This window comes from Halanaerobium saccharolyticum (assembly GCF_003053565.1).
GTDB classification, from domain to species: domain Bacteria; phylum Bacillota; class Halanaerobiia; order Halanaerobiales; family Halanaerobiaceae; genus Halanaerobium; species Halanaerobium saccharolyticum_B.
On sequence record NZ_QAXS01000055.1, the window covers coordinates 1 to 14797 of the forward strand.

At 28.1% G+C, this 14797-nt stretch carries 21 protein-coding genes; 1 reads left to right on the top strand and 20 read right to left on the bottom strand.

Annotated elements, in window-relative coordinates:
• Window positions 1-62: 62 nt before the first annotated feature.
• The 7 genes from C8C76_RS14130 to C8C76_RS14160 form a co-directional block, all read right to left on the bottom strand.
• On the bottom strand, window positions 63-998 hold the full coding sequence (locus C8C76_RS14130; protein WP_108142765.1) for a nucleoside-diphosphate sugar epimerase/dehydratase: 936 nt from the start codon (window positions 996-998) through the stop codon (window positions 63-65).
• 283 nt (window positions 999-1281) lie between these two features.
• Window positions 1282-2424 carry a helix-turn-helix domain-containing protein gene (locus C8C76_RS14135; protein WP_108142767.1) on the bottom strand — a complete coding sequence of 381 codons (1143 nt, stop codon included), beginning with the start codon at window positions 2422-2424 and terminating at the stop codon, window positions 1282-1284.
• 198 nt (window positions 2425-2622) lie between these two features.
• Window positions 2623-2814 (bottom strand): hypothetical protein, encoded by a 192-nt coding sequence (locus C8C76_RS14140; protein WP_108142769.1) that lies wholly within the window; start codon window positions 2812-2814, stop codon window positions 2623-2625.
• A gap of 91 nt (window positions 2815-2905) precedes the next feature.
• The gene (locus C8C76_RS14145) at window positions 2906-3085 is read right to left on the bottom strand and encodes a hypothetical protein (protein ID WP_108142771.1); all 180 of its coding nucleotides are present in this window, start codon (window positions 3083-3085) and stop codon (window positions 2906-2908) included.
• 218 nt (window positions 3086-3303) lie between these two features.
• Window positions 3304-3999 (bottom strand): macro domain-containing protein, encoded by a 696-nt coding sequence (locus C8C76_RS14150; protein ID WP_108142773.1) that lies wholly within the window; start codon window positions 3997-3999, stop codon window positions 3304-3306.
• A 186-nt stretch (window positions 4000-4185) separates the two neighbouring features.
• Window positions 4186-5175: a type II TA system antitoxin MqsA family protein gene (locus tag C8C76_RS14155; RefSeq protein ID WP_108142775.1), complete on the bottom strand. Its 990-nt coding sequence runs from the start codon at window positions 5173-5175 to the stop codon at window positions 4186-4188.
• A gap of 23 nt (window positions 5176-5198) precedes the next feature.
• A complete protein-coding gene (locus C8C76_RS14160; RefSeq protein ID WP_089722991.1) occupies window positions 5199-5603 on the bottom strand; it encodes a hypothetical protein in 405 nt (134 codons plus the stop codon).
• A 335-nt stretch (window positions 5604-5938) separates the two neighbouring features.
• On the opposite strand from C8C76_RS14160, the gene C8C76_RS14165 reads away from it, so the two are divergent.
• The gene (locus C8C76_RS14165; RefSeq protein WP_108142777.1) at window positions 5939-6265 is read left to right on the top strand and encodes a hypothetical protein; all 327 of its coding nucleotides are present in this window, start codon (window positions 5939-5941) and stop codon (window positions 6263-6265) included.
• Here the strand turns inward: C8C76_RS14165 and C8C76_RS14170 are convergent.
• From C8C76_RS14170 to C8C76_RS14225, 13 genes are all read right to left on the bottom strand, one after another.
• Window positions 6255-6548 carry a hypothetical protein gene (locus tag C8C76_RS14170; protein ID WP_108142779.1) on the bottom strand — a complete coding sequence of 98 codons (294 nt, stop codon included), beginning with the start codon at window positions 6546-6548 and terminating at the stop codon, window positions 6255-6257. The two genes, C8C76_RS14165 and C8C76_RS14170, sit on opposite strands and share 11 nt — an antisense overlap.
• Window positions 6545-7138 carry a type IV toxin-antitoxin system AbiEi family antitoxin domain-containing protein gene (locus C8C76_RS14175; RefSeq protein ID WP_108142781.1) on the bottom strand — a complete coding sequence of 198 codons (594 nt, stop codon included), beginning with the start codon at window positions 7136-7138 and terminating at the stop codon, window positions 6545-6547. The genes C8C76_RS14170 and C8C76_RS14175 overlap by 4 nt, the downstream gene beginning before the upstream one ends.
• A 434-nt stretch (window positions 7139-7572) precedes the next feature.
• A complete protein-coding gene (locus tag C8C76_RS14180; RefSeq protein ID WP_108142783.1) occupies window positions 7573-8187 on the bottom strand; it encodes a hypothetical protein in 615 nt (204 codons plus the stop codon).
• On the bottom strand, window positions 8177-8908 hold the full coding sequence (locus tag C8C76_RS14185) for an ImmA/IrrE family metallo-endopeptidase (RefSeq protein ID WP_108142785.1): 732 nt from the start codon (window positions 8906-8908) through the stop codon (window positions 8177-8179). Before C8C76_RS14185 ends, C8C76_RS14180 begins: the two co-directional genes overlap by 11 nt.
• A gap of 1 nt (window position 8909) precedes the next feature.
• Window positions 8910-9248 (bottom strand): helix-turn-helix domain-containing protein, encoded by a 339-nt coding sequence (locus tag C8C76_RS14190; RefSeq protein ID WP_108142787.1) that lies wholly within the window; start codon window positions 9246-9248, stop codon window positions 8910-8912.
• Between the two features lie 281 nt (window positions 9249-9529).
• A complete protein-coding gene (locus tag C8C76_RS14195; RefSeq protein ID WP_108142789.1) occupies window positions 9530-9691 on the bottom strand; it encodes a protein-export chaperone SecB in 162 nt (53 codons plus the stop codon).
• Between the two features lie 87 nt (window positions 9692-9778).
• Window positions 9779-10027, bottom strand: coding sequence for a hypothetical protein (locus C8C76_RS14200; protein WP_108142791.1), 249 nt, complete (start codon window positions 10025-10027; stop codon window positions 9779-9781).
• Between the two features lie 131 nt (window positions 10028-10158).
• On the bottom strand, window positions 10159-10512 hold the full coding sequence (locus C8C76_RS14205; protein WP_219909397.1) for a hypothetical protein: 354 nt from the start codon (window positions 10510-10512) through the stop codon (window positions 10159-10161).
• Window positions 10513-10736: 224 nt separating this feature from the next.
• The gene (locus C8C76_RS15235; protein WP_181248238.1) at window positions 10737-10910 is read right to left on the bottom strand and encodes a hypothetical protein; all 174 of its coding nucleotides are present in this window, start codon (window positions 10908-10910) and stop codon (window positions 10737-10739) included.
• Window positions 10911-11501: 591 nt separating this feature from the next.
• Complete coding sequence (locus tag C8C76_RS14210; protein ID WP_108142794.1) at window positions 11502-12644, bottom strand: helix-turn-helix domain-containing protein; 1143 nt, start codon at window positions 12642-12644, stop codon at window positions 11502-11504.
• Between the two features lie 144 nt (window positions 12645-12788).
• The gene (locus C8C76_RS14215; RefSeq protein WP_108142796.1) at window positions 12789-13391 is read right to left on the bottom strand and encodes a hypothetical protein; all 603 of its coding nucleotides are present in this window, start codon (window positions 13389-13391) and stop codon (window positions 12789-12791) included.
• Window positions 13392-13573: 182 nt separating this feature from the next.
• Window positions 13574-13867 carry a helix-turn-helix domain-containing protein gene (locus tag C8C76_RS14220; protein ID WP_108142798.1) on the bottom strand — a complete coding sequence of 98 codons (294 nt, stop codon included), beginning with the start codon at window positions 13865-13867 and terminating at the stop codon, window positions 13574-13576.
• 53 nt (window positions 13868-13920) lie between these two features.
• A complete protein-coding gene (locus tag C8C76_RS14225) occupies window positions 13921-14310 on the bottom strand; it encodes a type II toxin-antitoxin system RelE/ParE family toxin (RefSeq protein ID WP_181248239.1) in 390 nt (129 codons plus the stop codon).
• Window positions 14311-14797: the final 487 nt, after the last annotated feature.

Genomic DNA, 14797 nt, shown 5'->3' on the forward strand with positions numbered 1-14797 from the left:
ATATTTCTAATATTCTTTATTTTGGAACTACTGCTGAGAATACTGTTTGAACTGTATTCTCCTTATTTTTTAAAAATCATTTGCGGAATCTCTGGGCCTCTGCTTTCTAATTTTACTGCTATCGCTGCCGGTAGAGTTAAAGGCAGACTTAAAAGCAGACCAATTGAGGCCAACAAAATATCTGTCACTCTTTTAAAGAAAAAACCTATAGAATTGTGAGGTGGAATAATCTCAAAAATAGGCATTTCTCCAATCTGCTCCAGTCTGGAACCAGAGAGCATAATCTCATAGAATTCAGGTACAAGTGATACTTCCCAATCTTTCTCCAAAGCAGCATAAAAAGCACCCTTTTTTTCTTTTTCACTCAAGTTAGAAGCTACAAAAATTATGTCTGCTTCCATATTCATTAGCTTATCTTCTAAATTATCAAAATCAGTAAATAAATCAAAATCTATGTAATCTAAATCTTTAAGATGATCAGAGTTATCAATAATTACATCTTTTATATTATAACTTTTATGCATAGAATGAGCAATATTTTTAATTAATTTGGCAGTGTTTTCACCTCGACCGACAATAATGATATCTTCTTTTTTTGACATAAGGCGCTCAATAGCTAAAGTTAAATATCTCCAGGCTATCATAGTTACAAAAAGAACTGGAAAAGAAATTAAAAATACTGAACGGGGAAAAGCTAATGAATGAGTAAGATAAGTTAAAGTCCCAACAAAGAGGACTATGATAAATGTTGCTGGGATAAAAGTATAAAATATCTCGTCTATTCTTCTTTTTAATTGATTGCTGTAGAGGTTATACATTTGGAATAAGAAAACTGCGAAAACTGAAATATAGGGTATTAATTCCATGTAAGCATTATAGTTCTGAGCAGGTATTGTATCTCCAAAGCGGAGTTTAAAGGCAAGTAAAAAGGCTAAATTGACAAAAATGATGTCCCCAATAATTCGAATCGAATTCATAATTAGTTCTTTAATCTTCATAATTTTCCCCCTGTTTAAAAACAAATCTATCTTAACTTGAAATTTTTAGCATATATTCATTTTCTATTATACTTTATCTATTAAGATAGTTCAATGAATTCGACAAAAATAGCGGAATAAGATTGAGGAGATTAATTCTATCTATCAAATTTTATAATAAGAATATATTTTACTTTTTAAATTATTGGACAAATAACAGCTTGAATCTTTTGAAAATAGAAATTCTAAACAAGCTTTAAGCTGACTAAATTCTATTATTTCATTTTCATAAGCAGAGTAATTTTTAAGCCGTTCTGTATTCATAATTCTTCCATTTTTTAGCCAGTTTTCTCATTTCTAAAACTGGAATATTTAATACTTCTGCAGCCTTATTAATGGTTATTTCCTCTTTAATAACTAGTTTTCTAACCAGAGCAAATAGCTTTTCATTTTTTCTTATATAATCCCTCGGTTCTGGTTCTTTTTTATCAAAGCCAGCTTCTTTTAGTTTTTTGAATAAAGCACCTAATATTCTACCATCTATATAACCATATTTGTTTAAAGTCATGATCAGGGATTTTGCACTAACACCAAAATCTTTCTTCTTCTCAATAATCAAGTCCAGGTCAATATAACCATCAAAATAATAATCATAATTTTTTAAAACTTTAGCAGGAACTAAAAATGCCATCGCAAAATGATCTGCTGCTTTTTCTCTTATATTTTTTATCCGAGTGTTGGCATATTTTAACTCATTAATATCTTTGCTGTATTGATCACGGTGAAGAATTAAGTGTCCTAATTCATGGACTGCAGAAAAGATTTTCCTTTCTTCGGGAATATCTCTGCTGTCATTGATAAAAATATAGGCTCCTTTATCTTCAGAATAAGCAGAAACAGCATCTAAATTAGCATCTTTAATTTCCTGAGCAATTACATTAATATTATTTTCTTCAAAAAGAGTAAAGACATTGATATTTAATGCATCATCTACCCCCATATATCTTCTCTGTTTTTCTGCTATTTTTTCTATAGCAGCTTTCTCTTTTTTATTTAATTTGTCACCTTTTATTTCTAATTTATATTCTTCTGGTAAATAATCTTTTACAGGGTCATCACTCAGTTCTATAATTTCATGATACAATTTAAATTTATCTGCAATTTTATTTTTTAATTTGTCATCAAAATCATTTTCTGGATCATCAGCTCTAAACATGAAAGATACTTTTCCTCTTTTTGATTTTTCGCTTAGAAAAAAATCAATCTCTTTATCAAAATATCTGGCTAATTTATATAATTTGCCGCTGTCCATTACTCTTTCTCCATCCAAATACTTTGCAAAAGTCTGTCTTGTAACCCCTATGATCTCTCCCATTTCAGTCTGGTTAAGATTAAATTCATCCTGCAGCTCTTTTAAGTTTTTAGCTATTACTTCTGCCACTTTCATAATGAAACCTCCTTAATGTTAAATAGATATAACTTATATTTTGTTTATAAAATTATTTTTGTTATATTATATTAACATTATAACACTAAATTCTGAAAAATGAAATGATTAATTATAAAATCCCACCTATTACAGTGAGATTAGAAATCAAACTAAATCTATCTTTACTTTCCTATTCAATGCTTTTGCGATTTTTCTCTAATCAAGCTCATCTAATACCTCTTTATGATCCTCATAAATCTCATTAAAAATTTCTTCGTGACTGTTCCGCTTATTATATTCTTTAATAAACCTTCTTATTTCAACACTTGCATTACTACCAGAATCATGTGTAATTTTTTTAAATTTTTTCCATTCTTTTTCATCAATACGGAATTGTTTTGTTTTCATTTTTTCCATCCTCCTTTTCGTACTGATAATGTCCCTACAATGTAATTATATAATTAATTTACTTTTTGGTCCAGGAAATTATTTAAATAAATTATAGTTGTTTTAATAACTCTTTACCTCTTTTCAATTCCTCCATAGTTTTATCAAAATCATCTCTTTTTTTATTTAATTCTACCCCACTTTTTTCGCGAGAAAGCTCTTTATTTATTTTTTTTATCATATCTGGATCTGTCACTATAAATTTATCTTTTTCAAAAGAACTAGTAGGCATAAATTTCATCTCCTCAGTTTCACTCTATATAATAAAATTTTTACCAAATTAATCTAAACAAAAAACGAAGGACTAATAAGCCCTCCAACACGAATCTAAGCATCACTTAGTCTCTATGGTCACGACGCGGTAACCTAACATACATTATATTATAAAAAATTATAAATTACCTACTTTCGCCGAGAAAGCCTCGCTCATATTAATGGGCAGGGAGGATGTCAAATCTCTAAACCCATTTGAACTAGTTCTCTTTTTTGGCTTTTAGCTAATTTATAATAGTATCTAAATAACTTTTCGTAAGATTTTTTTCCTATCCCATTAAAATTATTTATCTGCCAAAACCTCTGAACAGGTTGTTTATCCACTATTATTGTAGACTGTTTTGCATTAATACCAACCTCTTTAATTAAATGTTCACGGTCAGCTTTATTAACAAGATCAAGCATTTTCTTTTCTATACCCTCTACTTCATTTTTCTCATTTAAACATATATAAATATCAAGATCCAGATCAGATAAATATTTTTCCATTAGATCTTTAACTGCTTCCCAGTCTAAGCCGCCATTATTTGTACCCAATTTTGGAAAAGCAACTGATTTCATTTCTACTTTAGAATGATTTTCACTAAAATATTTAAGACCTGCTTCAATCCAATCTATTTCTGACTTATTTCTCCAGTGTTTCTTTGTTGGAAAATTTAGTATCCATAAGTCATCACTATGACTGTAAATATAAGGTCTGCCTATTCGAACTAAATTTTTATTGCATTTATCTTTATAATCTTTATACATTTCAGGAAATCTAAGTTTAAATTCCAGGGCTATACCTACACCCATTACTCCAACACAATTTACTGTATTAACTATAGTTTTAGCAGGAGTATTAAACACTGTTCCTTCATAGTGATTTATCATAATCTCACCATCCTAAATAGTCCTCTATATAGTTATTATTGCAGTTAAATAAGCTGGCGTCAACCTCTAATTTATCATTTTTACCAAATAAATTAATCACTCTTTTATAATCTATCTTACTTCTAAAAAATATCTCATTTAAATAATTCAGTGAGATAATTGCTAACATATAAAATATTATCCTGACTATTTTATTTTAACAAATAATTCTTCACTATAATCATTTATGTCTTCCACATTCAACATCTGATACTTATTATTAACATCCTTAAAATAATCTTCTATAAGATTTTTTCTTATTATTTCATTACTTTTTTCTTCCGGCTTTAAATTCTTTCTGGTTAATCTCCATGGTCTTTCAGAGTGGGTCATTTTTTCAAGTGTTTTAGCACTATAACAGCCAAAATTATCAATGACACTATCTAAAAGTTCTTTTTCTGCTTCTGTTAGATTAATATTTTCAAATTCAATACTTTCATCTTCTATAGGGTTATAGCCATAATCTCTATATTTAAAATATATTTCTTTATAAACCGGGCCATGTACCCAGGCTTCACAATCATTATCAAATAAAAACTCATCATAAAATGTTTTATAAAACCCCTGACTGTAATAAAGTAACTTCTGCAGTGCTAAAGGTGTTACCTCACCTAATTCTTTAAGTAGATATTTAATTACACTATCAATCTTTTTTTCTGTCTTCAGCTCATTATCCTGCAAATCTTTTATAGCTTCCATTAGACCATTAAAAGCTTTAACTGAAACCTTATCGTTATTTTCTTCTGCTAACTGTCTCATATAATCATAATCATCTTTGACTTTTTTTAAAGTTTCAGAATAACTTTTTGAAGGTATATCCCCATCCAAATAACGGGTTAATGTAGTCTCTCCCCAACCTAAAAGTAATGATAATGGTCTTTTACCTGTATTATACTGTTCTACTATCTCTTTAATTTCAGGAACCTTAACAATTCCTGCTTTTTCTCTATAAGCATGGTCTATCTTTTGCAGATTCTGGTCATGAAGTTCAGGAATGAAAATTTCAGCTCCACACTCATTACAATAAGCTCTTTCAGCGGTATATTCAAACTCCAGACCGCGCACTTCTTTTTTTTCTACTGAATTTTCAATTTGATACTCAACTTCCTTTCGGCACTCAGGACAAAAAGTTCTCATTTGCTCCCCCTCCTTTTTTGTTACTACTTAAACAAAAATGAAATCGATTTTTCACGTTCATGAAAAGAAATTATATATAAATAACCAGCACTGTCAATTAAATTAAACTTTATGTAAATATCAACCTCATTATATTCACCAAAATAATTCAACTCTTCTCTGCTGCAGAAAACATACAAAATCTCATGTGAAAACTCTTCTTTTTCATTATCCACTGCATAACAAAAGTCTTCAACCTCAAGATTTAATATTATATTTTCAATTTTCTTTGCAGTAAGATTATAATCCTCACTGAACTTTTTATTTTTTTCTCTATTCATAGATAGATTATATTTTTCTTGAACAACAGCAATTTTGGCTCTTTTTAAGTATTTGAGTATATCTTCAAACTCAAAATCAGTATGTTTCTGCGGTTGATAATCTGACATATGATCATCCTTTCTTATGATCAATTATTATACGTTAATGATACACTAATAATACATCTTTGTCAATTAAATGTATTAATTAATACATTTTTATTTTACATACAAAATCACCGGAATTGCAAAACATAAATCTCACCAGGTCTTTAAGACTCCAGTGAGAATAATTATAAATTACAAAAAATCATATAAACTTTATAAATTTATATTTAGGACATTTGTCCGGTCCTATTCTTACTAATTTTACATCTAGAGATTAGAACAATTTCTTCCAACTCCTTGCAAATTAATTACTAAGCTATTAAAATAAAATTATAGTAAGTAAAAGAGGTGATTCTATGGATATAAATCTAGAAGATATTTTTGAAATTGTCGAGGAACCAGAACACTCAAAAAATGTTTTGTTAAATTTTCAGGAAAAATATAATATTGATTCAGAAGAGCTCTATCTGTTCTATCAACAGGGCGGAATTAATTGTGAAGATTTACCTATTTCAGAAGAAGATTTTAAATCATTGCTTCACCATTTTATTATCTTTAAAGAAAATGGTGGCGATCCCTGGGAATTAAAAGAATCAGATAACTGGAAAGAAAATATTGGCTATCAGAACAAGGAGGAAAACTACTCTTCTTGTTCTTTTTTATTTTCTTGTGTTATTTTATGAATAATTCATTAATTATCTGTTCTTCCAAACTAGAAAACTCGATTTCCTTTGCGTATTTAAATTTATTCCTATATCTATTCCAGTGACTTAATATAATACCACTGTTGAAAATATCAGCAACTAACATACCACCTTTTAAAATAAAGTTATTTCTATAATCTGAATTTACAATTTTTAATAATAATCGCTGCATCATATAATTTCTTAAAATCACCTGACTATTAATATTTTTTTCTTTAGCCAAATTCTTAACTAAATCTTTTAATTGCATTAAGTTTTTCATACAAACATCTCCAAATATTTTCTTAAAACACTGCTTATTTTTAATTTATCGCCATAATCCAAAAGCAAATGTAAATTTTTATCTTTCCCTGTTAGATATTTTCTAATAGCTTCATTTACCGTTGAAATATCCATGTTATTACGGTCTTTTAAAATATCACAGATTGTTCTCTCTTTATTATATACTTTAATTTTTCTACCGAAGATGGTTTCTTTTTCCATAACTCCAAGTAAATGAAGTTCTTTTTTAACTGTATGAATTTTTATATCTTCATCTTTTAAATAAGGATTATGATAACCATAAGGAACAGTTACTGTATATTCTAAAGGATCTCTATCACTTAGATCATGTAGATAAAGTGCTGTTTCATGAGAATAAATTAATCTGGAGTTTTTTTGCTGAATGATATACATCTCATCATTAAAAGTAGCAGGAGTTGTATAAACTCCTCTTTTGATCCTCTCCAACTTATCTTCTTCTAAAAAAATAGATAAATATTCTCGAGGAATATTTTCTTCTTCCAGTTCTTTAGTAAGAATAAGGCCGTCATTCTTTTCGATCAAATTATTTAATTTTTGCCGATAATTCATCGAACCACCTCTTTTACTTTTATACTAATATTATATCTTATTTTAGTTTAATAGTAAAAAATCTTTATTTATTGCATAGTAAAATTACCGGGAACTGCTAAGTAGTATTCGAGACTGACCCCATTTTTATGAACAAATATTATTGCAGAATAAAAAACTGGATCCGTAACTAAGTGAATACTTTGTTGTGAATGTCCAATAATATTTTACACTTTCGATAAATAAGATTTTAAACCTAATATTTTCCAAAAATGGTTTCTCTGTGAGTCAATCTTAACTATTTCCACCGAAATTGATAATTTCGGGCTTGTGAACTATGCAGAATTAAATTAAAGCTAAAAAAAAGAAAAACCCCACCTATTACAGTGAGATTAGAAATCAAACTAAATCTATTTTTACTTTTCTTTCCTATTCAATGTTTTTGCAATTTTTCTCTAATCAAGCTCATCTAAAATATCTTTATGATCATTATAAACATCATCAAAAATTATATTATGAAAATTTTCTTTTATATAGTCCTGAAATTTAATATCAGGTAATTTTCTCTTCTTGTTTCTCATCTTAGATATTATTTTTTCAATTTCTTCTATTGAAATATTATTTTTATAATAATGTTCAAATAAAATATCAAAAGTAAATAAATTATTGATTTCATTATTTTCAATAAATGGTCTAATATCTTTCAAGTTATTACAGGCAGTATAATTGTCCATTGTTTTAGCAATTGCAATGGCTGCAGATTCTCCTTTCCCTTTACCCATTTTTACAAGTTTATTATATTCAAAAAATGCCTCATGATCACTATCTATTTTAATTACTTTAAACAGGTCTGTATTTATGGCATCTACTACATCTTCATAAACCCATTTATATTTACTATATCTTTTCATAAAGCTAAATTCATCAACTACTACCTGAGGAATGAACATTCTACCATTATATAAATTAACCAAAATATCCATTCTTTTAACCCAGATAAAGGAAGCAAGACAATCATTATCAAAAACTAAATTTATATCAGTTTTATAAACTAATTTATCATAGCTCATCATCGTCATCTCCAAACACCAGATAACCATACCCACCTTCAATTAGATACTCATTATATCTACTCTCTGAAATTTTATTTTTTTCAAGTGCTTCTTCAGCTAATTCAGCATAGTCAGATTCTACGATTATATCTGCATCAGTTTTTACTTTAGAGTATAATTCTGTTGAATATCCGTATCTTTTAGCAGCTTTAGTTATATTAATCTCTTTTAAATTTTGATATTCTTTATTTTTTATATGATTATCCAGTTTTAGTCTCAAGATAAGTGCCTGGTGGCTAATTTTAAAATAATTTTCGAGATAAAGACAATCTGAAATATCAATTTTACTTTTATTTTTTTTAGTAAGCCTTTTTTTAAGATGAAAATTTAGGGCTTCTCGGGGCATTAATAAATAAGAGGCAAAAGTATCAGCTTCTTTTTCTAGCGACTTCTGTTTTCCATTTAAATTAATATTATATTTTAAATGATAATATTCATGAGCTGCAGTAAAATATTGGCGGCCTAGCGATGTATTAATATTAATTAAAATCGCCTGCACCTCACCTTTTTTGATAAAAAGACCATATAGTCCACTCTCAATTGACATTTTTATAATACTTACATTAGCATTATATTTTAAAACTTCAAAAATATTAATTGCTTCTGTATTGCTCAAGCCAAATTCATTTCTGGTTTCTATAGCTCGAGTTTCAGCAAGGAGATTATTAGCTTTAATCATTTTATTTTACCTCCTGCATATTTTTTAACTCATATAAGTTATTAACAAAATTTTTGGCCCATTCAATTTTCTCAAGATCATCCTGTTTAATATCAGTTGAGCGGTGAGCTATCTCTAATTGTTCTTCCTCTGTTTTTTCTCCAATGAAGTATTCAATACTTTTGCCATATAGGTTAGAGAATTTGTTTAACAAAGATAAATTAATTTTTCTGGCACCAGTTTCATAATAGGATATTTGACTTCTTTTTTTACCAATTAAATCAGCTACTTCCTGCTGTGAATAATTCATATCCAGCCGAGCTTCTTTTAACCTTTTTGCAATCTTTTCATAATTTATCATTATGCTCACCCTTTCATTTAAGTTCTTATATATTAATTGTAACATATTTGTTACAATTAAACAATATATAAATACAAAGGTAACATAATTATTTGTTGTGTATTAAAATTACCGAAAATTGCAAAGTAGTATTCCCGAAAGTTGCAAACTAAAATTCCCTGTTATTGCAGAAAAAAACTGGAGCTGCAACTAAGTGACTTTGTTGATGTAAAATCAAAAAACTCCCATCAGGATTATAGAAATCTGATGAGAGTAGGTATTCATTACTATTTAATTTTTTATTAGTTTTTGTCATCTATAAATTTTTTTACATTAATTAACGGTAAAGTTAAAGGAGTTATATTAGCTGATTTAGTTACATCAGCTACTGCTGATCTTAAGAACGGAAATAATATAGAGGCTCCATTATATTTACACATTGTTAAAAAATCATCGGCTTTCATATCTTCATCTGCAGAAAAAAACCCGAGTCTATTTTCTTTATTATATAATTGTCAAAATAAAAATTACTCGTTATATCATTTTTCATATTATGACGCCCTTAATAAATTGCTGTCTTTTGTTTCAGAAACACTGGTTTTAATAGTGTTTTCCATCTTATAACTATACTTATAAGAATTCTTATTTTTATTCTCAGACGATAACTGATATTCTCCTTTTACATCATCTCGCAGAGGACAGTCATCGATATCAGATTTTTTTAATAATCCTAAAAATTCTTCATCACTCATATTCTCTAATTTTTCACTAGCTCTATTGAAATATTCTTTAGTATCCATCTGTTTCTACCTCCTCAATATCAGTTATACAATCCTGATTTCTAATACAGAGTTGAACCTGCTTTCTTGTTACTTCAGTTGGAATGAGCGAAAAGTGTAAAATGTTATTTGACATTCACATAGCTACATTTTTATATCTCTTTAGATTCAATAATTTCATCTTCTTCGAGAATCTTAAGCATTTGTAAAAGTTCTCCATCCTCATAGTCTTTCTCCAACACATTGAAACCAAACTGTTCATATAAACGAATCAAATAAGGAATATCCTTACATTCCAGCATTATTATTCTTCCACCTAGCCTGAGTTGCCCTTCAAAAATTTTGAGCAAACAATATTCCATGATTTCTGTTCCAGAAATTGCATCTGGATACATTTCATTCTTTCCGAGCTGTCCAATCAATATGGAAGGAAATTCAGTAATCTTAACACCCTTAATTTTTGAGCTAAATCCGTCAAAAAAATTAGCCTTTCTCCCAGAAATCATTTCTCCCGGAATTCTTAATACCTGTATGGCGAGAGTGAAATATGCAAAAATATTAAATTCATCTGCATCTTCATCATAAATAAAAAAAGTTCTGCTCTTCCCTAACTTTTCAAAAAGAATTGCCCTATTTTTTAAGAAATATTCAATATCTGTATCCTTTTCACAAAGAAAAACAGAAATAAGTTCTTAAGCTTTAGACTCATTACTCATTTCTATTAATCTTTTTAGCGAGATAATATTTGTTTTAATTTCTGCTCACCTCGCTGCTCTTTTTCAGCTGATACGAGGCTTTTATCGATTTTAATACTTTTATTGGGAGTGGAAATAATTCTCTCGAATGACTCCACAGCCTTCTTAATATTAAGTGTAAAATCTTTATTAAAAGATGATGTGGCCATCCTGATCCCTCCTTTATCAATATAATATATTTTACATTTTTTGTTAATACATAGATCACACATAAACTACAATTTTTAGTTAGTTAAGCAATTTATCTTTCTTTGAGTATATTATATCTTAAATCAAGCTTATAATCAATTATCATTTCAATAAATTTCCAAATTATTTTAGCTGTCAGCACTCTCCGATTAACATTTTATACTCTTTCTCATCTATTTTATCATTTTTTAATAATTTAGTTAATATTTTAGCTGCAAGATTAATATCGGTAGTAAACATTTTAATCTCATTTGCATATGCTAAACTAAAAGTGTACCACCTCAACACCATCTCCTGTATAATTGATTTATCCAATAATCATTATAAACAGGAGGTAAGAAAGTTGAAAAAGATGGCACAATATAATTTTATATTAGGTTTCTATATTTTCTATATTTTAATCAAAATAAAAGCAAGAGAGCTATTGCAAGCGAACTTGGGATACATCGAGATACTGTAACTAGAGCTATTGCAAACCCAGAACAAAAGTACAGACAGACCTCATGTTTAGGATATTATTATCGACTACTATAGTTTCTCCTTTGTAGTTTTTAAGCCGTTCTGTATTGATAATTCTTCCATTTTTTAACCAGTTTTCTCATTTCTAAAACTGGAATATTTAATACTTCTGCAGCCTTATTAATGGTTATTTCCTCTTTAATAACTAGTTTTCTAACCAGAGCAAATAGCTTTTCATTTTTTCTTATATAATCTCTAGGTTCTGGTTCTTTTTTATCATATCCAGCCTCTTTGAGTTTTTTGAATAAAGCACCTAATATTTTACCCTTTATATAGCCATATTTATTTAAAGTCATGATCAAAGACTTTGCACTAACACCAAATTCTTTCTTCTTCTCAATAATTAGGTCCAGATCAATATAACCATCAAAATAATAATCATAATTTTTTAAAACAGTAGCAGGAACTAAAAATGCCATCGCAAAATGATCTGCTGCTTTTTCTCTTATATTTTTTATCCGAGTATTAGCATATTTTAACTCATTAATATCTTTGCTGTATTGATCACGATGAAGGATTAAGTGTCCTAATTCATGGACTGCAGAAAAGATTTTCCTTTCTTCGGGAATATCTCTGCTGTCATTAATAAAAATATAGGCTCCTTTATCTTCAGAGTAAGCAGAAACAGCATCTAAATTAGCATCTTTAATTTCCTGAGCGATTACATTAATATTATTTTCTTCAAAAAGAGTAAAGACATTGATATTTAAGGCATCATCTACCCCCATATATCTTCTCTGTTTTTCTGCAATTTTTTCTATAGCAGCTTTCTCCTTTTTATTTAATTTATTACCTTCAATTTTTAATTTATATTCTTCTGGTAAATAATCTTTTACAGGGTCATCACTCAGTTCTATAATTTCGTGATACAATTTAAATTTATCTGCAATTTTATTTTTTAATTTGTCATCAAAATTATTTTCTGGATCATCAGCTCTAAACATGAAAGATACTTTTTCTCTTTTTGATTTTTCGCTTAGAAAAAAATCAATCTCTTTATCAAAATATCTGGCTAATTTATATAATTTGCCGCTGTCCATTACTCTTTCTCCATCTAAATACTTTGCAAAAGTCTGTCTGGTAACGCCTATGATCTCTCCCATTTCAGTCTGGTTGAGGTTAAATTCATCCTGCAGTTCTTTTAAATTTTTAGCTATTACTTCTGCCACTTTCATAATGGCACCTCCTTATAATGTTAAATAAATATAACTTATATATTATTTATAAATTAATTTTTGTTATATTATATTAACATTATAACACTAAATTCTGAAAAATGAAATGATTATTTTAAAAAAATTATATCTGGCATACTAAAATCACTTATAATAATTTCGTATTAACTGACGCAAACCATTACTATTATTAACATGTAGACTTTTAAAACCATGTTCCTCATAAAATTTAATTAAAGAATCATTGTTTTCACATTCAACCATAATAATTCTGCCTCCAACAAGTTTTTGGCTTCTTTCAATAATATTAATAGCTCTATCTATTATTTCTTCCCCTTTTATTTCACTACTATATAAATCATTTTTAGCTAACTGAGCAATTAAATATAAAATAACCGAATCACGATTTCCACTGATTCCATCAATCTTTTTAACTCTACTTCTTGATATATCAGCAGTAAATTCTAATTCTTTTAATGTAATTGAAAAATAAGCTAGTATTTCATTTGTTTCCTGAAAATTGTCTTCATCAATTAAAAAATAAGTCCTGGTGATTCCTTTTTCTTCTAGCATAACTGCAGTACTATCATAGCCTCTGCTTCCATTTTTTATAAAATTTTCTATATCTTTATTCCGTTCACAATAAAAAAAGGAAATAGCTTTATCTAGAATCCCTTGTTTTTCAGGATCAGTTTTAGCCATTTCCAACAATTTATTTAATGAAATCAATACTACTGTGAATGTCAAATAATATTTTACACTTTTCGCTCATTAAGATTTTACACCTAAGATTTTCCAAAAATGGTTTCTCTGTGAGTCAATCCGTAACTATCTCCATCTAATTGATAATTTCGAGTTCATGAACTATGCAGCATTAAATTAAAGCTTTTAAAAAAGAAAAATCCCACCTATTATAGTGAGATTAGAAATCAAACTAAATCTATATTTACTTTCCTATTCAATGCTTTTGCAATTTTATTAACTGTTTTAATTCTTGGTTCGCTTTCACCATTTTCTATTCTAGATATTACTGACTGTCTCATACCTGCTCTAGCAGCCAATTCTTCCTGTGATAAGCCTTCATCTAATCTTAATAACAATATTTTTTTTCTTAATTCATAAACAGGATCAAACTCCTCAATTGTATCTTTTAAATCATTTCTATTTTTAATTAATTCTTTAAAAGAATCATCCTTATTTCTAACTTCATATTTGTTTCCCATTGTATTTTAAACCTCCCTTATAACTAATATTATGGAGTACATATCAGAAATATTTATCCTTCTAACTCAGCTATAATTCTTTTCTTTCTTCTATCTGCTAAGCTAATTGCACCTGGAGGAGTTCTATTTGTTTTTTTAACTATTCCATGTACTAATATATATACCTCGTGATCATCAATAAAATATTTGAAGAAAAATATTCTGTATATATTAGATCTGTACTTTGCTCGCAAATACCATAAATTATTATAACCAACGACACCTGCACACATTTCTGTAAGAATTAATCTTTTGAAACCAAGATCATCTAAAAGATTAATTACTCTAATTACCTTTTCCGCTTCTTTCTTTTCTATTCCTCCAATAAAGTCATTAATGACATCTCGACCATCTTCTATTAAAAACTTAACTCGGCTTAATTCTTCATTAAAAATGACAATCACCGCCAATCGTTAGAAGGAAATATTAAATTCTTAATTTCAATCTAGTTCATTCTATATTAATTATAACTTATTAGTCATTAGTTATCAAACAATTTATGATTAATTAACATATTTATTTTTATATACTAAAATTATCGGGAATTGCAAAGTAGTATTCCCGAAAGTTGTAAACTAAAATTCCTTATTATTGCAAAGAAACATGTAAAATCTTACTTAACACCAACAGCAGCCTCTGCTGCTAGCATTTTTATAGCGTTAGCTATAAAAAGCCTTACCCTCACACAAACAAAAAAATCCCGCCAAAATCTCGCAATTTCAGCAGGAGCAGTCTTATAATGATTTTTCTAATTTAGTTACTCTTTTATTCCTAAATTCTTTTATATATTAAATTATGTTACAAGACATAAAATTCAGCAGTAGATCATATATTTTAGGACATGATCTACAACAGTAAGATTATTTAACATATATTTCCTGTTAGGATAAA